Below are 16618 nucleotides of genomic sequence, written 5' to 3' on the forward strand. Positions count from 1 at the left end.
GTTCATGCGGCCGTTTGCGGGCGAGAAGGATGCGTTCGGACCGACGGATACGGCATGTTTCCCGATGGTGCCTTTTTCCAACCGGGTTGGCGGGAATACATTCGACTATGAAGGTCAAACCTATACGTTCGAACCCAATGACGTACCTCCATTCTACATCCACGGCGAGGGCTGGAAGAGCGACTGGAGCGTGATGGAGCGGACTGCTTGTTCCGTTGCACTTGAGATGCATCATGAGGGGAATTCATGCTCTCCCTACACCTATAGGGCGGCGCAGCGGTTTACGCTTGACCGTAATTGTCTGACGATGTGGATCGAGGTGGAGAACAGGGGCGGGGGCGCCATGCCGTTCGGCCTTGGCCTGCATCCATATTTTCCCCGAACGCCCCGGATGACCCTGCAGGCGCACGCGCTGTCCTGGTGGACGGAAGATGATTACCACGTTCCGGACGAGAACCTGCCGCTGCCCGAAACAGTAGATTTTTCAGAGCCGCGGCTCCTGCCTGATCATGGGCTCAACAACTGTTTTGAAGGATGGGACTGCCGGGCCAGGCTGAACTGGCCCGAGCTCGGGCTTGGGGCGACCATCGATGCAGACCCGATCTTCTCACGATATATGCTCTTTTCACCGCCGCCTGATTTCGAGTTTGTCTGTTTTGAGCCGATGTCTCATACGGCAAACGGTTTTCATCACGCCGATCTCGGTGGCCTTCGTCGTCTTGCTCAAGGCGAGACGTTGGCGGGCAGCATGCGCCTGACGGTGGAAGAAATTGCGTAGGCAAATCTGATCACATTTCCGGAAGGCCCGTTTCGGGAGCCGCGATGCGCAGCTGTGATCAGGGCGCTTGATTGCGGCCTAATTTCGCAAGCCAACACGTTGGCTTCATTCGCATGTCGTGCTTCAACCTTGAACCTACCCCGATCCGTCAAGAGATCGCATAAGATAGATTATGGAACTTAATATGCATGGCTTCAGTCGTCCGACTGCTCGTTTATTGCGCGATATCGGCTTTCTCCACGCCTGCGGCGTTGAAAAGCGCGGCCGGCTCTGCGGAAAATACCGCGTCGTGAGCTCCTGCCGCCGCCCACACCACATCGAACGCCAGAAGGCTCTCGTCCCCAAAGCGCGCAACCTCATCGGGCTGCCCGAGTGGTGACACGCCTCCGATCGCGAAACCTGTTACATCTCGAATATGCCGCGGATCCGCGCGCTTCAAGGTTTCACCGACCAGCGCCGCGGCCTTGGCGGTGTTCAGCTGACGACTGCCCGAAACCAGGAACAGATAAAGCTTCTGGCTCTGTTCGCCCTGAAAAATCAGGGATTTCACGATCTGCGCGACACTGCAGCCGCATTGGCTTGCGGCTTCTTCGGCGGTTCGCGTGGATTCGCCCATCCGTTTGATTTCGATTGTCAGCCCGGCAGATTCTGCCGCTTGCTGCACGCGTTTGATGCTCTTGCTCATTCCATGTCCTCCTCAATGGGCAATTCGAGCACCATGCCGTCAAAAGCCGGTTCCACATGGTCCGGCGTCTCCCGCAACACGGTCTCATAGTCGAGCGGTATATGCATATGTGTCAGCACCGCGCGTCTTGGTGCGAGACGCTCAATCCAGTCCAGCGCTTCATCAAGCGAAAAATGGCTCGGGTGCGGACGATACTGCAGTGCATCGATGATCAATGTGTCGGCGCCTGAAATCAGCGCCGGAGTGTCGTCTGGAAACGCGCTGACGTCAGGACAATAGGCGAAGCCGCCAACGCGATATCCAAGTGAAAGAATATCGCCATGTATCTGAGGCAGCGGAATAAATGAGATTTTACCGCCAGCGCCCTGAATGGAGAATTCCGCCTCGTGACTGATGGGACATGCCTTCAGGATCGGCGGATAATTGCTGCCCGGCGGCGTTTCGAAGCAATAGCCAAAGGCTTCGTTCAGACGCTCCAGTGTCGGCTTGTCCGCATAGACATCCATCAGATGGCGTTGGTTGAGGACATAACCGCGAAGATCGTCGATACCGTGTATGTGATCTGCGTGAGGATGGGTGTAGACGGCCGCATCCAGCCTGTCGACGCCGGCAGAAATCATCTGCTCCCGGAAATCCGGTCCCGTGTCGATCACAACACGCGTGGTGCCGCCGTTCTTGGAGATGCGTTCGACCATTGCAGCGCAGCGGCGGCGCCGGTTTCTTGGATTGTCAGGATTACAGGCGCCCCAGTCTCCGGTGATCCGTGGCGTTCCTGGCGACGAACCGCATCCCAGAATGGTCAGGCGCAGAACATCGTTCACCGCAAGGCGTCCCGTGGCACTTTCGTGAACAGCCGGAAAAAGTTCTCCGTTGTCAGGCGAGCCGTTTCTTCGTCGGAAAGACCGATGGTTTCGCCCAGGACATGCGCCGTATGCGCAACAAAAGCTGGCTCATTGCGCTTGCCGCGTCTGGGTACGGGCGCAAGATACGGCGCATCGGTCTCGACCAGCAGCCGGTCGCGCGGCACAGTTTTGGCTATGTCGCGCAATTCCTGCGAATTGCGGAACGTCAGAATACCCGAGAACGAGATATAGCCACCCAGCTCGACGCCTGCTTTGGCAAGGGAAGCGCCGGAAGAAAAACAGTGCAGAATGAAGGGAAAGGCCCCCTTCCCTGTTTCGTCCTTGAGAATGGCGATCGTGTCGTCATCGGCATTGCGCGCATGAATGACGAGCGGCAAACCTGTCTGGCGAGCCGCCTCGATATGCTTGCGAAAGCCCTGAGCCTGGGCGTCGCGCGGAGCCTTGTCATAGAAATAGTCGAGTCCGGCTTCACCTATGGCGACCACCTTGCGATGGCCGGCAAGCTGAACAAGTTCGTCGGCTGTCACGTCCAGCTCCTCATCCGCATTGTGCGGATGAGTGCCAACGGAACAAAAGACGTTCTCATGCGCCTCGGCTATCGCCCGAATGCGGTCGAACTGACGCACGCGGGTCGATATCGTCACCATGAGGCCGACGCCGGCTTCACCAGCACGCTCGATGAAACCCGCCCGATCCTCCTCGAAGTCGGGAAAATCCAGATGGCAATGGCTGTCGACCAGCATCTATATCAGGCCCCCTCACCGTCCGCCTTGGGTTCGACATAGCGTGGGAAGACCGGCTGCGGAGCCGGTAGGGCGGTGCCGGACACCAGGGCGTTTGCCTCTCCAAGATGGGCAAACGAACGCGCGTCTTTGTCGACGGCCAGAAGGTCGAGCAGCTTCTCGGCCGAACCCGGTATGAAGGGCTGGCAGAGGATGGCCACACGACGCACCAGCTCGGCGGTCGTATATAGGACGGACTGCATACGCGCAGGGTTCGTTTTCTTTAGCGCCCAGGGTTCCTGCCCTGCGAAATAGCGATTTGCCTCGGCCACCACGTTGAAAATCGCAGCGAGCGCCTGATGCAGAGCCTGGGTCTCCATGGCCGTGCGCGCCGTTTCGAGCGCCTCGCCAGCGCGCTTCAGAATGGTCAGGTCCTCCTCGCCAGGCGTGCCCTTCTCGGGCACAGCACCGCCGCAATTCTTGGCAATCATCGAAAGCGAGCGCTGGGCAAGATTGCCCAGATCATTCGCCAGATCAGCGTTGGTGCGGTTGACGATGGCATCATGGCTGTAGCTGCCATCCTGGCCAAACGGCACTTCGCGCAGGAAGAAATACCGCACCGCATCGAGCCCGTAATGCTCGATCAGTGCGAAGGGATCGACCACGTTGCCGACTGATTTGGACATTTTCTCCCCGCGGTTGAACAGGAAGCCATGAGCGTAGACGCGCCTGGGCAGCTCTATGCCCGCTGACATCAGGAATGCCGGCCAGTAGACGGCATGAAATCGCACGATATCCTTCCCGATCACGTGCACATTCGCCGGCCAAAAGGACCAGCGCTCGGCATTCGTGTCGGGATAGCCTGCAGCGGTGATGTAGTTGGTGAGCGCGTCGACCCACACATACATCACATGCTTTTCATCGCCAGGCACGGGAACGCCCCAGTTGAATGTCGAGCGCGATATCGAGAGATCTTTCAGGCCCGAGCGCACGAAGCTCATCACTTCGTTGCGGCGTTCGGCCGGACCGATAAATTCCGGATTGGCCTCGTAATGGGCGAGCAGCTTGTCCTGATAGGCGGAAAGACGGAAAAAATAGGTTTCCTCCTCGTTCCATTCCACGGGGGAACCCAGAGGTTCTCGGCGTACGCCATCCTCGCCGACCGTCGTTTCGCTTTCGTCGAAATAGGCTTCCTGCCGTACGGAGTACCAGCCAGAATAGCGATCCAGATAGATGTCGCCATTGTCGGCCATCATTTTCCAGATCGCCTGGCAGGCGCGATGGTGCCGTTCCTCGGTGGTGCGGATAAACTGGTCATTGGAGCCGCCCAGCGCGGCAATCATGTCCCGGAAAACGGCGGTGTTGCGGTCGGCGAGCGCCTGGGGCGTGATGCCCTCCTTGTCCGCGGTCTGCTGCATCTTCAGCCCGTGCTCGTCGGTGCCGGTCAGGAAGAAAACATCCTTGCCATCAAGCCGCTGGAAACGCGCCATCGCATCTGTCGCGATCACCGTATAGGCATGCCCGATATGGGGTTTGCCGTTGGGATAGAAAATGGGCGTGGTGATGTAAAACTTATCGCGAGCCATTGGGAGGAACGTCCAGAAAACAAATTGCTAGATGACGCCCAGATAGCGCATCACGCATGCTCATGCCAGCCCAACGGACGTCTTCATGCGTTGAATGCGGCATTAAGCTTCGCGGCAATGCCGGAGGCATGCTGCTTGCGGTCGAGATTGAATGTTTCCGCATCGCGGATTGCCGTGTTTATCTCGTCCCAGAGGTCGGCTGCCGCCGCGGCGCCCCGCGTGTCCCCGGCTTCGGCTCGCGTTGTGGCGAACTGATTGATCATGTCGAGCACCGTTCGGTTGAAGATCGAGAATTGAACGTCCCGCTCGCGTCCGCTGACGGCTTCGCCGAGACGCAGCGCTTCGGCGGCGTCGAAATTGCGTCCCGAGACCAGTTTGTGCAGAACATCGGCAATTTCGGCGCCGCCGAACTGCGAAAGAAGAATCGCGTTGCGCACACTGCCTTGCGCTCGTGCAGCGATCTCCTCATCGCTGCCGCCATCGGCGGTGCCCAACGAGCGCAACAGTCCTGCAAGATCCGCTGCCGCAAGCGGTTGAAGGCGTACGATCTGGCAGCGCGAGCGGATTGTGGGAAGGAGCCGCCCAGCCGAATGGGTGATCAAAATGAAGACCGTTCGCGGAGGCGGTTCCTCAAGGCTCTTCAGAAGTGCGTTGGCGGCACTGATGTTGAGGTCGTCTGCCGGATCGACGATCACGACCCGGTACCCGCCATCATGCGGCGTCAGGGACAAAAACCGCTGGATGCGGCGGATTTCATCCACTGTGATGACGGTCTTGAACTTCTTGTCCCGTTCCACGAAGGGCCGCGTCAGATGCAGCAGCGAGGGATGTGCATCCTGCGCGATCAGTCGGAAAGCCTGCGATTTGGGATCGGGCACAGACAGGTGCTCTGGTGCATCTTCCGCTCGTGGATAGGCAAAAAGATGATTGGCAAGATGAAAGGCGAGTGTTGCCTTCCCTATGCCGGGAGGACCGGCAAAAAGAAGCCCGTGATGCAGTTTACCCGCCCGGTAGGCGCCGGCCAGCATGTCGGCCACCCGTTGATGACCGACCAGCAGCGGATTTTCCGAGGGCTCTGGGATTTCCGGCAATGTATCGAAGCGTTCCGGCGCGGTGCGTTCAAACATCAGGCCTCGCTCCTTGCACCGCGCATCTGGGACTTGGCCATGGCCTGTTGAACGGCCCGCTGAACGGCAGTGGCGACCCTGTCGGCGGGCATCGCTGCGTCGATCACCACACAGCGCTCCGGCTCCGCCTTGGCGATTTCGAGAAACGCTTTTCTTCGGCGGCGGTGCGTGGCGAGCGCTTCCTTCTCGAAGCGATCCGGCGCTTCGGTTCCACGTCTTGCATTGGCCCGCCGCAGCCCCTCCTCAGGGTCGATATCGAGGATGAGCGTCAGATCCGGCACCATGTCATTGACCGTGACACGCTCAAGACTTTGCATGAAATCGCGATCGAGATTGCCTGTTACACCCTGGTAGACTCGCGAGGAATCCAAAAAACGGTCGCACAGAACGATAGTTCCCCGTTCGATCGCCGGGCGGATGACCTGCTCTACATGGTCGGAACGTGCTGCCGCGAAAAGAATGGCCTCCATCGCCGGCCCAAACGGCTCAGCCGCCCCCGACAGGAGAACATGCCGAACCGCTTCTGCCCCCGAAGAGCCGCCGGGCTCACGCGTGATGATGACATCGTGCCCCTGCTCTCGCAGACTGGCCGCAAGCTGCGTGATCTGAGTCGATTTTCCAGCCCCCTCGCCCCCCTCGAATGTAATGAAGAATCCGCGAGACAAGAGATGTTGTTCCTCTTCCAAATTGCGCGCGGCGTCATTGCCGACCGAAACCTACTTAGGCCTTCGTCTGGTGAAGGTCCATGCTGATATGCGTTGTGTAAACGGCTGTTTGAACCGAGACCCTGTCAGGAGCGGTATTTGCGTAGCCAGCCGATCAACAATTCACCCACAGCGTCAAGCGCCCGGTCTGGAAGCCCTCCTTTTCCCACACGTTCTGCCGCATAGAGAGGCGTCTCCTGGCTCAGCGTATCGCCGATCCAGACCTTGAGCGTACCAACCCGGTCGCCCTCTTCCACGGGAGCCGGGATCGGGCCCTGATAAACGATGCGCGCACGCAAGCGGTCTGCATTGGTGATGGGGCGAAAAATGGCGATCGGCCCCTCGGCTCGCACGGCCAGCTCGGGCTTGTCACCTCCGAAAACCGAAACCCGGCCAATTGTTTCGCCGGCTTTGAAAAGCTCGATCTTTTCAAAGGCACGAATGCCCCAATCCAGCAGCTTGCGGGCTTCCTCCGCCCGTTCGCTTTCGGTTGAAAGTCCGCTCATGGCGGCAAACAAGCGGCGCCCGTTCCGGTTCACCGCACCAACGATTGCATAGCCGGACGCTTCCGTGAACCCGGTCTTGAGACCTTCGGCCCCGATATCCATGCGCAGAAGCGGATTGCGGTTGCGTTGCAGAATCTTGTTCCAGGTGAAGGATTCCTGAGAATAGTATTTGTAGAACTCCGGATACTCCCGCTGCAGATGCATCGCCAGCGTAACCAGGTCCCGCATCGTGACATACTGCCCTTCGGCGGGCAGGCCCGTCGCATTCACAAAGACCGAGTCTCTCAAGCCGATCTTTCTCGCCCGCTCGGTCATCAACTGGGCGAAGTTCTCTTCCGAACCGGCCATTCCCTCGGCGATGATGATGCAACCGTCGTTGGCAGACTGGACAATCACGCCCTGGATCAACGCTTCGAGCGGCACGGAGGACTTGATTTCAGCGAACATGGTGGAGGTGCCGGACACCGCTCCGCCGGTCCGCCAGGCATGCTCACTGACATAAAATTCGTCGCTCAGCGAAAGCCGCCCGCTCTTGATGGCGTTGAAGACGACTTCCATCGTCATCAGTTTAGCTAGTGAGGCAGGCGGTATGCGCTCGTCGGGATTCTTCGAGAAAAGCACCGTTCCGGTCTCTGCCTCGACCAGATAAGCCTGTGCTGCACGGGTTTCGAAAAGCTGGGCCATAACTGCCTGGCTTCCCAGCAGCAGAAGGCAGCAGGCAAAAACAAGTGTTCTTTTATACGCGGCAAACAAGACAACGCCCCCTAGCGCAGGAATAGCTCCTGAAACTAGCGGTATGAGAGCCTTAAAATCAACCGCCGGCGGCGGTCTGTATCGTGGCTATCGCACGATGAATGCGTCATCCGCGCCGCTCGCCCAGGCTGCCTGCAGAAGCGTGTCCACAAGCGACTGCCCACTGGGGGTGACTTTCAACGCGTAATGCACTTCATCTGCTTCATCGTATACGGTTTCAATCTGCGTCTTGCCGTAGGCTGCCAGTTCCCGTGCCCGCAGCTCGGCTTCTGCCCGCTCCCTCCAGACACCCACGCTCACAAACGTGCCGGCATCCTTGGGAAGCTCGGATTGAAGCGTTACGTTTTTCTGCCGCCACCAGCGTGTGACGTCCTGTGAACGCAGCGCATTGTCTTTCAGGACGCTGTCAAAGGCGCCTGCTGCAGCGCTGACACGCTGGTCTGCATAGGAAAGTGCCGCCACATCCTGCGGAACCGCCTCGAGCGGCGCCGTGCGCGGACGATCCGGCACGATCGGCCCCGAACTAGGCAATTCAAACGCTGATGATGCCGCAATCGGTGTGGGTGGTGTCAGGCCGGGCTGGCTGGCAAAGGCATCGGCGGCCCTCACGCCTGGAAGTGTCGCTGTCGGTGTGGGACCATTCATGGCCACCATCACACCGGTGGCCAGTCCATCGGAAGGATCGGGCGCGACGCCGCCTGGCCTGTAGGATGCCATCAGATATTCGTCGTCACGGCCTTCCAGCGGAGCGGGACCCACATACTCGACCTTAACCTGAGCCACGCCGGCGCTCTGGTAATCGAGAAGTTGTGCGGCACGTTTAGACAGATCGATGATCCGGTTGTGCGCGAAAGGCCCGCGGTCGTTCACTCGTACGAGAACCGAACTGCCGTTGTTCATATTGGTTACGCGCGCATAGCTGGGCAGCGGCATCGTTGGATGCGCGGCTGTCAGATGCGTCATGTCGTAGATTTCGCCATTGGCTGTCAGCCGGCCATGAAACGCGTCACCATACCAGGAAGCTGCACCGACCTTCTCATAGTCGGGATCTTCCTTGGGATGGTACCACTTTCCCTTGATTTGGTAGGGCTTTCCGACCTGATATCGCCCCCCGCCCCGGCGCAGATTGGAGGATTTGGTGGAAATACGCGGACTGGCTTTCACGCCATATTCGGATTCTGCGAAGTATTCTTTGGATTTGCTTTTGCTGACCGCAACCTTCGGCGTTGTGGAGTTGCATGCGGAAAGCAACACTGCACAAGCAGCTATGGCAATGCCGGATGATAAGCGTCGGCTTGATATGCGGCGCGCGGCAATCGGAAAACTCATGCGCCCGCATCTCCCCCAGGCATCGAAATCTCGTTCATGGTCGCGAGATATCCCCACTCATCAAAAATAACCGGAATCACGGCGTTCCAGTCTTCAACAGTACAGGATGCCCTCCGCACCCTGACCCGAAATACCTTAGCAAGCTGTTAATCATTTGTGGCAGCAAAGGGGCAATTCGTCAAAATTGCGGTCTGTGGCGACATTTCATGGATGAGGTTTACGGTAGCGACAGACACGACACCTGGCGAGCCCGCCCACGAGGGGCGTTGCCTGCCGAAAGGCTCTGCGAGCGAGCCAGTCGAACAGGCATCAGATTCAATTAATAAAGCAATATCAAAAGCTTCATTTCGTTTTCTAACGAATGAACTGATCGACGAAATCGCTTCCCAATCCTACCTTTTCATAGTGTTTACGACACATTTCGATCTTCGTGAAAACGTCCTCGAACCCCTCATGCCTGCCCCAGGGATCGACGTAATACATCACCCCGTTCACCTGAAAGAGCGTGATCATCTCTTCGACGTCCTCGGGCACAACGAGCGTATGGGTTTCACCCGGCGGCTCATAGACATAGCCTCCCTCTTCGGCCACCCAGTCATGCTCGAGATAGTGCCATCGTCCCTTGATCACATAGCCGTGCACAGGGTTGGGATGGCGGTGGCGGGCCAGAACACCCGCCTTGCGCACCTTCAGAAGGTTCACCCAGTAACCCTGCGAAGCATTGAGGCAAAGCGGCCGAAACCATACCTGCTCGGCCTGCGGAACCCACACCCGGTCGTCTTCCGGAATGACGCTGGGAACCACGATGTCACTACCCGCCTCCGGTGGCATGGGCAGTTGATATGGCATTCTCTTTTCGTCTTCGCTCTGAGCCATTTCTGTCACTACCTCGCTTACATGACGCCAAACGTTTCGAACGCCTCGACGGCGGGCATGCCTTCGCGGATCGCGTTCCCGACCCGGTTTTCCGTCTCGGCCTTTTCGAGCGAGCGGCGCACCACCTCGTCCTCGGCATCGCGCGGGATGATGAGGACACCCTCGCGGTCGCCGAAGACAAGCGCGCCGGGCTCCACCCTGATGCCCTCGATCTGAACCGGCGAACGGAAATCGATGACCTTGCCGCGCGGACCCTGATCCTGCGCATAAACGCCACGGCAAAACGTCGGGAAGCCGAGCGCTTCGATGCCGTCGGCATCACGCACGTAACCGTCGAGCACGGCGCCGGCCGCTTTCAGAAAGCCGGCCCTTGTCGCCATGAGCTCGCCCCAAAGCGCGTAACGCAGTGATGCACCGGTGGCGACATAGACCTCTCCCTGCTTGAGATCGTCCAGTGCCTCAAGCATGAGTCCAAAGGGCTTGTGAGCGAGCGGACCGCGTGCCTCGTCTCCCCCTTTTCCGAACACGTCGGCTTCGAGAACCGGCATGGCGCGACCGACCATGACCATTTTCTGCTGCAGCGGTGCGATGCCAGCCGGAAGGAACTGGTTTTGCAGGCCCATCTCATCGAGAATGTCGCCGAGCACAGCGGTAAAAAGCCGCTCGCGCATCAGCGCGAACATTTCCGTGTCGTTGGCGTAGGTTTTGTTCATCAGGGGATCCTTCTTCAAGAGGCCGAATAGCCACCGTCGACAGGCAGGATGACGCCGGTGACGAAGGCAGCTTCGGGAGATGCGAGAAAACGGGCGGGGCCAGCCAGATCGTCCGGCCTGCCCCAGCGTTTCATGGGTGTGCGCGACAGAATCTGTTCGCTGCGTGCTGCGTCTTCAGTCAGCGCCCGCGTCAGGTCGGTGGCGATCCAGCCTGGGGCGATTGCGTTGACGCGGATGCCGTCGGCTGCCCAGGCAATGGCCAGCGACTTGGTGAGCTGCGCCACACCACCCTTGGACGCGGCGTAGGCCGGTGAGGTGGCGCTGCCAAAATAGGTGAGCATGGATGCGGTGTTGATTATGCAGCCACCGGCGGCCTTGAGCGCTTTATGGGCAGCCTCGCAACAGCGCTGCGTGCCGTTGAGGTTGATGTCCAGCACATCTGCGAAATCCTTTTGGCGGAACTCCGCTCCGTTGCGCCGGATGATCCCGGCGCAATTGATCAGCACATCAAGGCGCCCGAAGCCGGAGAAGAATGCGGCAACTGCGTCGGCATCGCGCACATCGAGCACTGCCCGCTCGACATTCTCCGGCAGGCTGGCGAATACGCCGTCTTCGTGGCCCGTGGCAACAACACGTGTGCCCTCCTCGCCTGAGAATCCTGCGGCGATGGCGCAGCCGATGCCACTTGATCCACCGACCACGACAACAGTTCTCGTCATGTGTTCACTCTCCAGTTGTTTCAGCACGGCGCGCACGGGTTGCCCTGTAAAGCGACATACCGATCAGCAGCGCCCAGATCGCCAGTGTCAGCACGCCCAGCGTTCCGCCGATGGGGCGCGCAAAAAACTCCGTCAGCTGTCCGTCCGCCTTGATGATCGACTTCATGAAGTTTTCCTCGACCAATTGTCCGAGGATCAGCGCCAGGATCATGGGTGCCAGCGGAAAATCATTCTCCTCCAGAACAAAGGCGATGAGGCCGACAACCAGCATGACCCACACATCAAAAAGCGTGTTGTTGGCTGCAAAGGCACCGATGACGCAAAACAGAAGGATGATTGGAAAGAGAACGTCCTGTGGGATGCTGAGCAGACGGCGCGAGCCGTAAACTGCCGCCAGACCGAGCGGCAGCATAAGCAGGTTCGCAATGATGAAAACCGCGAAAATGGCGTTCACCAACCCGGTGTCCATTACGAAAACCATCGGTCCGGGCGTGATGCCCTTCATCAGGAGGACGCCGATCAGGATCGCGGTGATCGTGTCGCCGGGAATGCCGAAGACAAGGCTTGGTACATAGGCCCCCGACAGTGCTGCGTTGTTGGCGCTTGACGCGCTGACAATGCCCTCGGGATAGCCGGTGCCAAACTTTTCGGGAGAACGGGAGAATTTTTTGGAAAGCGCGTAGGCAATCCACGCCGCGATGTCGGCGCCTGCTCCGGGCAGGGCGCCTATGACGCTGCCGAGCAAGGAAGAACGCACGACCCCGCCCTTGAAACGCCAGATGGTGCTGCCAACACCCGACACCATGGCGCCAAGTCGTACTGGCGGCGGCGCAGGCAAGCGCGAGGGGCGCGCGACCTTGCGCAGGATCTCGGTGATGGCGAACATGCCGATAAGAACAGGGATGATGGACACGCCGCCGATCAGTTCGGTATCGCCGAACGTGAAGCGCTTGACACCCATCACCACATCGATGCCAATCGTGGACAGCATCAGGCCGATGCACAGCGAGAGAACGCCTTTGACCGGTGAGCTGCTGGAAACGAATATGGCGCAGGACAGTCCAAGCAGAGCCAGCCAGAAATACTCGTAGCTCGAAAAGCCGAGCGAAACCGCCGCAATCTGCGGTGCGGCGAGAATGAGGACGGCAACACCGACAAGGCCGCCAATGGTGGAGCACAGCATGTTCACGCCCAGCGCCAGCTCTACCTGCCCTTTCTCGCGCATGCGATAGGATTCATCCGTATAGGCCGCTGACGCGGGTGTACCGGGTATTCGCAGGAGCGCGCCGGGAATGTCGCCGGCAAAAATCGCCATCGTTGTGGCTGCGACAATGGCGCCGATGGCAGGGATCGGATCGAGAAAAAAAGTGATCGGGACGAGCAGTGCGGTGCCCATGGTCGCGGTCAGCCCGGGGATCGAGCCGATCATCAGACCGTAGGCGGAGGCGGCCACGATGATGAAGAAGACCTGCGGCTGAAGGACCTCGCCAAAGGCTGTCAGAACGGCATCCATCAGTAGATCACCTCGGTCAGAAGGCCGAGCGGCAGCGGCACACGCAGGAGATAGGCAAACAGCAGCCAGAGAGCGGCGGTGCCGAGCAAGGCGATGATGGCCGCACGCAGTGGCCTCCCCGTCGTGACGGTCAGGAATGCGCCAAGCAGCACCGGCACCAGAAGCGGAAACCCGATCGGCTTGCTGAGATATGTATAGGCGATCACAAAACCCGGGACCCAGGCCATGCGATGAAATGTGGCCGAACCGCGCATCCAGTCAGCCACGACAAGAAGCGGCGCGTGGCTGCGAACGCCGCTCCAGATCAGCGCAAGTCCGCACACCATCATCACAGCCGCAATAATGGTGGGAAACGTGCCGGGCCCGTAGGGTTGGTCCGGCAAAGTGGGGAAGCCGCGAGCGGCAAATAGAATGAGTGCCGACAGGAGGACGAAAACGCCTCCCGTCACGGCGTCGTTCATACGCATGATCCAGGCCTCCCCATTTAAGGTTACTGCTTCAGGCCAAGCTTCTCGATGACTTCGGCGTTGCTCTTGGAGGCATTCTCCATGAAGGTGCCGAACTCATCTGCAGGGAGCCACCGCACGCCGAAACCGCGGCTGCTCATGAACTCCTGAAACTCTGCGCTCTGATAGACCTTGTCGAGCGCTGCCTCGACCTTGCCGGCGATGTCTGCGTCGAGTCCCTTTGGCCCGACAACACCGCGCCAGGTGCCACCAACCGAGGCGGTGCCCACGGCTTCCTTGGCGGTTGGTACATCGGGGTAGGAAGCAAGGCGCTCATCCGCCAGGACGGCGAGCGTCTTCACAAGACCCGCATCGCGCATGGATGCTGCTTCCGGCAGGGAGGAAGGAACGACAGCCACGCCTCCCGAAACCAGTTCCTGAAAGCCGGGAGCAGCGCCCTGGCTGGGCACAACGGTCAAAGCGGTCGGGTCGACGCCGTTGTCATTCAGGAAACCGGCGAATGCCAGATGATATGCAGCGCCAACGGGGAAACCGGAAGCTTTGAACTTGCCCGGATTGGCTTTGATAGCCTCGAGCGCCTGGCCTGCATCTTCCCACTCGCTATCGGCGCGTACGTTGAAGGCGGACGCGTCGAAGTTGACCAGGGCAATCGGTGTCACATCGGCCGGGGACGCTTCAGACGTGCCGATCGCGGCATAGGTGGTCAGTTCCGCAGTAGCGAGCCCAAGCGTGTAACCGTCCGGATCGGCGTCGATCATCGCCGTATGTCCCACAATACCGCCGGCCCCGGTGCGGTTGACCACGTTGACCGGTGTGCCGAGTACATCCTGCAGGCCTTTGGCGAGCATGCGCCCGACGGCATCGGTGCCGCCGCCGGCGGACCACGGAACAATTAGCGTAATGGGACGCTCCGGGTATTCTGCAAACGCCGGGCCGGCGAAGGCCACGGTCGCTGCAAGCAGCGTCGTTAAGGTTGCGTATTTCATTGCTTCTCCTCCGTTGATTGGCATTCCTCAATGCCGATTGTCGGTTCACGCTGAACCGAAAAGCTCCTTCGTGTCGGACAGGCTCTGCTCGAGCAGCCGCTCCATGGCGGAGCGGGCCTGATCCGGGTCGTGTGCGGCGATGGCTTCGTAGACGAGCCGGTGGTTCTTGAGATTGCCCTCGAAATTTCCCGGCTGTTCGATGAGCGCCTCGAAATTGGCGCGCACCGCGTGGATGATCGAGCGAATGATGGACTGAATGAAGCGATTGTTCGCTGCATCTGCCACAGCAAGATGGAAAGCGACGTCGACCCTGACCTGTTCTGCGGTGCTGCCGCTGCCGCGTTGCTCTTCCATGTCACGATAGGCCGCGGCGATCGCTTCGACCTGGTTCGGAGCTGCTGAACGGGCTGCCTCGAAGGCTGCCGCCGGCTCGATCGTCTGGCGTGTCTGGACAAGTTCCTCCATGAAATCGGAGTCGGCGCGAAACAGTGCGCCGAACCAGTCGATCACATCGGGATCAAGCACATTCCATTCTGCCCGCGGTAGAACCACGGTTCCCCGGCGCGGCGCAATGGCCACCATCGATTTGGCCGCAAGCAGCTTCATTGCCTCTCGAAGCGTATTTCGAGAAACCGCAAAGCGTGATGCGAGTTCGGCCTCCAGAGGCAGACGTTGCCCCTCCGAAAACTCTCCCTCAACAATTGCCTGACCGATGGCCTCTGCCGTGATGAAGGCTCCCGACCTCCATTGCGACCCAACCCGCGACGTCATGGCTCCTCCCTGCCGTCATTGGTAGGATCAATGAGCCTTGAATCTCAAATTCTGTCAAGGGGGCTTATGGGTAGCCGTGGTTTGATGGCTGCCCTCTCCCGGGGAGAATGTTGCGGGAGGCGAGGTTTTGGGGGCCGGCAGGTGCGGGCAAATCTGTTAGGATGATCGCCCGCAGCGCGACGTTTGTTTGCTGCTGCGGGAGCCGGCTCGGGCGCGTTGTGCGAATTCTACAGGCATGAAGCCGAGATTGCGCAAAGCCAATGTGCGGGAGCGTTGTCGCGCTTAAATGCGAACTTCGTCATCAAATCGGAGACGATGTGATCGTCATTGCCGGTGTAGAGTGCAATACGATTTTCCGCTCGCGCGTCGATCACCGCGCGCACCGCGTCGAGCGTCCGATAACGGTTGAACGGCGCCATCTTGACCGCCACCCCATCCTCGATTTCGGTAAGGCGACATTACCTTAAAGGCATGATGTTGTTAAATTATCTGATAGATATGAGAAATCCCGGCAAAGGATAATGGCGGAGGGAGTGGGATTCGAACCCACGAGACGGTCACCCGCCTGCCGGTTTTCAAGACCGGTGCCTTCAACCGCTCGGCCATCCCTCCGGGCATTGATTTCGTTAGCTTTTTTTGGAACAGCAGTATCGCCTGGTCAGAGCGATGCGATCACTTTGCTACCGAATGCCTTTTACGGCTTCGCCTTTACCGCGCCTCGTATTGCGGCGTCAACCTGTTACGATGCATCAGGCTGCGTCCGCAGGATGAGGTGCCATAATGATTGGGCGACTGTGCCTCAGGCTTACAACGGCGGGCCAGGCTCTGGAGCGCTGTGCGAAGGCCCGGAAAGCAATTCGCCAACCGGGCCTCCCCCAAATCGCAGAAGCGATCAGTTTACCTGCAGATTTGCAGCAGACGCGCGTCCGCGATTGTCCTGCTCAAGATCAAACGTCAGGGACTGACCTTCAACCAGGCCTCCCAGTCCAGCCCGGTCCAGTGCGCTGATGTGAACGAATACGTCGCTCTCACCATCGTCGCGCTCGATGAAACCAAAGCCTTTTTGACCATTGAAGAATTTTACTTTGCCCGTTGGCATGGTGGCGATCCTTTATAATCTCGACCAGAAGAACACGCCCCGCAATCAGCAGGACGCAACAAATATCGATTTCAGGAACGAGAATGGCGGGTCGAGTTTGGTTGACGCCGCCCGAAGCCAAGCCAGGCCCTAATAACGATCAGGCGAGATTGTGCCCGGAGTATGGCTTATTCAAGGCCCACTCGTTCTCAGCCGGATTCCGAAAGAAATGGTTGGCAATTATCGGCTGACAGTGCCTATGCTGGTCAATGACTTCTGATCTCGAAAATCTGGCCCGCAAGCTCTACACTGACAGCAATGGACGCAGTTGGGCCGACGAGAGTTGGGATCTCCGCGATAAATGGATGAGCGCGGCGCGCCAGCGATTTGATGCCAATGGGAACCGATTACCGGAGAGTGGTCAACGTGACGGTCCCCCTTC

18 protein-coding genes and 1 tRNA gene are annotated in these 16618 nt (G+C 59.2%); 1 reads left to right on the top strand and 18 read right to left on the bottom strand.

Features of this window, described 5'->3' with window-relative positions; all coding sequences use genetic code 11:
- Positions 1-4: 4 nt before the first annotated feature.
- Positions 5-778, top strand: coding sequence for an aldose 1-epimerase (locus P2W41_RS10215; protein ID WP_404933066.1), 774 nt, complete (start codon positions 5-7; stop codon positions 776-778).
- 214 nt (positions 779-992) lie between these two features.
- Here P2W41_RS10215 and P2W41_RS10220 read toward each other — a convergent pair whose 3' ends face one another.
- The 18 genes from P2W41_RS10220 to P2W41_RS10305 form a co-directional block, all read right to left on the bottom strand.
- Positions 993-1463 carry a YbaK/EbsC family protein gene (locus P2W41_RS10220; protein WP_404933067.1) on the bottom strand — a complete coding sequence of 157 codons (471 nt, stop codon included), beginning with the start codon at positions 1461-1463 and terminating at the stop codon, positions 993-995.
- Positions 1460-2284 (bottom strand): MBL fold metallo-hydrolase, encoded by an 825-nt coding sequence (locus tag P2W41_RS10225; RefSeq protein ID WP_292895641.1) that lies wholly within the window; start codon positions 2282-2284, stop codon positions 1460-1462. The genes P2W41_RS10220 and P2W41_RS10225 overlap by 4 nt, the downstream gene beginning before the upstream one ends.
- Positions 2281-3069, bottom strand: a complete 789-nt coding sequence (locus P2W41_RS10230; protein WP_404933068.1) for a TatD family hydrolase — start codon at positions 3067-3069, stop codon at positions 2281-2283. The genes P2W41_RS10225 and P2W41_RS10230 overlap by 4 nt, the downstream gene beginning before the upstream one ends.
- A 5-nt stretch (positions 3070-3074) precedes the next feature.
- The gene (metG, locus tag P2W41_RS10235; protein WP_404933069.1) at positions 3075-4634 is read right to left on the bottom strand and encodes a methionine--tRNA ligase; all 1560 of its coding nucleotides are present in this window, start codon (positions 4632-4634) and stop codon (positions 3075-3077) included.
- A gap of 83 nt (positions 4635-4717) precedes the next feature.
- Positions 4718-5761, bottom strand: coding sequence for a DNA polymerase III subunit delta' (locus P2W41_RS10240; RefSeq protein ID WP_404933070.1), 1044 nt, complete (start codon positions 5759-5761; stop codon positions 4718-4720).
- Positions 5761-6426, bottom strand: coding sequence for a dTMP kinase (gene tmk / locus P2W41_RS10245; protein WP_404933071.1), 666 nt, complete (start codon positions 6424-6426; stop codon positions 5761-5763). Before tmk ends, P2W41_RS10240 begins: the two co-directional genes overlap by 1 nt.
- Positions 6427-6551: 125 nt before the next feature.
- A complete protein-coding gene (locus tag P2W41_RS10250) occupies positions 6552-7655 on the bottom strand; it encodes a D-alanyl-D-alanine carboxypeptidase family protein (protein WP_404933072.1) in 1104 nt (367 codons plus the stop codon).
- A 156-nt stretch (positions 7656-7811) separates the two neighbouring features.
- Complete coding sequence (locus tag P2W41_RS10255; RefSeq protein WP_404933073.1) at positions 7812-9053, bottom strand: septal ring lytic transglycosylase RlpA family protein; 1242 nt, start codon at positions 9051-9053, stop codon at positions 7812-7814.
- Between the two features lie 354 nt (positions 9054-9407).
- Positions 9408-9902 (bottom strand): 2,4'-dihydroxyacetophenone dioxygenase family protein, encoded by a 495-nt coding sequence (locus P2W41_RS10260; RefSeq protein ID WP_292895627.1) that lies wholly within the window; start codon positions 9900-9902, stop codon positions 9408-9410.
- 44 nt (positions 9903-9946) lie between these two features.
- Entirely contained in the window at positions 9947-10642 is a 696-nt protein-coding gene (locus P2W41_RS10265) for an RraA family protein (protein WP_404933074.1), read from the bottom strand.
- A gap of 14 nt (positions 10643-10656) precedes the next feature.
- Entirely contained in the window at positions 10657-11361 is a 705-nt protein-coding gene (locus P2W41_RS10270) for an SDR family NAD(P)-dependent oxidoreductase (RefSeq protein WP_292895623.1), read from the bottom strand.
- A 4-nt stretch (positions 11362-11365) separates the two neighbouring features.
- Positions 11366-12874, bottom strand: coding sequence for a tripartite tricarboxylate transporter permease (locus P2W41_RS10275; protein ID WP_292895621.1), 1509 nt, complete (start codon positions 12872-12874; stop codon positions 11366-11368).
- A complete protein-coding gene (locus tag P2W41_RS10280; protein WP_292895619.1) occupies positions 12874-13341 on the bottom strand; it encodes a tripartite tricarboxylate transporter TctB family protein in 468 nt (155 codons plus the stop codon). The genes P2W41_RS10275 and P2W41_RS10280 overlap by 1 nt, the downstream gene beginning before the upstream one ends.
- A 23-nt stretch (positions 13342-13364) precedes the next feature.
- Positions 13365-14327 (bottom strand): Bug family tripartite tricarboxylate transporter substrate binding protein, encoded by a 963-nt coding sequence (locus P2W41_RS10285; RefSeq protein WP_404933075.1) that lies wholly within the window; start codon positions 14325-14327, stop codon positions 13365-13367.
- Positions 14328-14372: 45 nt separating this feature from the next.
- On the bottom strand, positions 14373-15098 hold the full coding sequence (locus P2W41_RS10290; protein ID WP_292895615.1) for a FadR/GntR family transcriptional regulator: 726 nt from the start codon (positions 15096-15098) through the stop codon (positions 14373-14375).
- A 227-nt stretch (positions 15099-15325) separates the two neighbouring features.
- On the bottom strand, positions 15326-15529 hold the full coding sequence (locus tag P2W41_RS10295; RefSeq protein ID WP_404933076.1) for a hypothetical protein: 204 nt from the start codon (positions 15527-15529) through the stop codon (positions 15326-15328).
- A 91-nt stretch (positions 15530-15620) separates the two neighbouring features.
- Positions 15621-15710 (bottom strand) — tRNA-Ser (locus P2W41_RS10300).
- Positions 15711-15990: 280 nt separating this feature from the next.
- Entirely contained in the window at positions 15991-16197 is a 207-nt protein-coding gene (locus P2W41_RS10305) for a cold-shock protein (protein WP_292895611.1), read from the bottom strand.
- Positions 16198-16618 lie beyond the last annotated feature (421 nt).

The organism is Nitratireductor sp. L15S-10 (assembly GCF_045011005.1).
GTDB lineage: Bacteria > Pseudomonadota > Alphaproteobacteria > Rhizobiales > Rhizobiaceae > Nitratireductor.

What these genes read in the sequence shown, in the direction of transcription:
- P2W41_RS10215 (WP_404933066.1), top strand. Translation starts at nt 5, where the DNA reads ATGCGGCCGTTTGCGGGCGAGAAGGATGCGTTCGGACCGACGGATACG.
- P2W41_RS10220 (WP_404933067.1), bottom strand. Translation starts at nt 1,463, where the DNA reads ATGAGCAAGAGCATCAAACGCGTGCAGCAAGCGGCAGAATCTGCCGGG.
- P2W41_RS10230 (WP_404933068.1), bottom strand. Translation starts at nt 3,069, where the DNA reads ATGCTGGTCGACAGCCATTGCCATCTGGATTTTCCCGACTTCGAGGAG.
- metG (WP_404933069.1), bottom strand. Translation starts at nt 4,634, where the DNA reads ATGGCTCGCGATAAGTTTTACATCACCACGCCCATTTTCTATCCCAAC.
- P2W41_RS10240 (WP_404933070.1), bottom strand. Translation starts at nt 5,761, where the DNA reads ATGTTTGAACGCACCGCGCCGGAACGCTTCGATACATTGCCGGAAATC.
- P2W41_RS10250 (WP_404933072.1), bottom strand. Translation starts at nt 7,655, where the DNA reads ATGGCCCAGCTTTTCGAAACCCGTGCAGCACAGGCTTATCTGGTCGAG.
- P2W41_RS10255 (WP_404933073.1), bottom strand. Translation starts at nt 9,053, where the DNA reads ATGAGTTTTCCGATTGCCGCGCGCCGCATATCAAGCCGACGCTTATCA.
- P2W41_RS10260 (WP_292895627.1), bottom strand. Translation starts at nt 9,902, where the DNA reads ATGCCATATCAACTGCCCATGCCACCGGAGGCGGGTAGTGACATCGTG.
- P2W41_RS10265 (WP_404933074.1), bottom strand. Translation starts at nt 10,642, where the DNA reads ATGAACAAAACCTACGCCAACGACACGGAAATGTTCGCGCTGATGCGC.
- P2W41_RS10270 (WP_292895623.1), bottom strand. Translation starts at nt 11,361, where the DNA reads ATGACGAGAACTGTTGTCGTGGTCGGTGGATCAAGTGGCATCGGCTGC.
- P2W41_RS10275 (WP_292895621.1), bottom strand. Translation starts at nt 12,874, where the DNA reads ATGGATGCCGTTCTGACAGCCTTTGGCGAGGTCCTTCAGCCGCAGGTC.
- P2W41_RS10280 (WP_292895619.1), bottom strand. Translation starts at nt 13,341, where the DNA reads ATGCGTATGAACGACGCCGTGACGGGAGGCGTTTTCGTCCTCCTGTCG.
- P2W41_RS10285 (WP_404933075.1), bottom strand. Translation starts at nt 14,327, where the DNA reads ATGAAATACGCAACCTTAACGACGCTGCTTGCAGCGACCGTGGCCTTC.
- P2W41_RS10290 (WP_292895615.1), bottom strand. Translation starts at nt 15,098, where the DNA reads ATGACGTCGCGGGTTGGGTCGCAATGGAGGTCGGGAGCCTTCATCACG.
- P2W41_RS10305 (WP_292895611.1), bottom strand. Translation starts at nt 16,197, where the DNA reads ATGCCAACGGGCAAAGTAAAATTCTTCAATGGTCAAAAAGGCTTTGGT.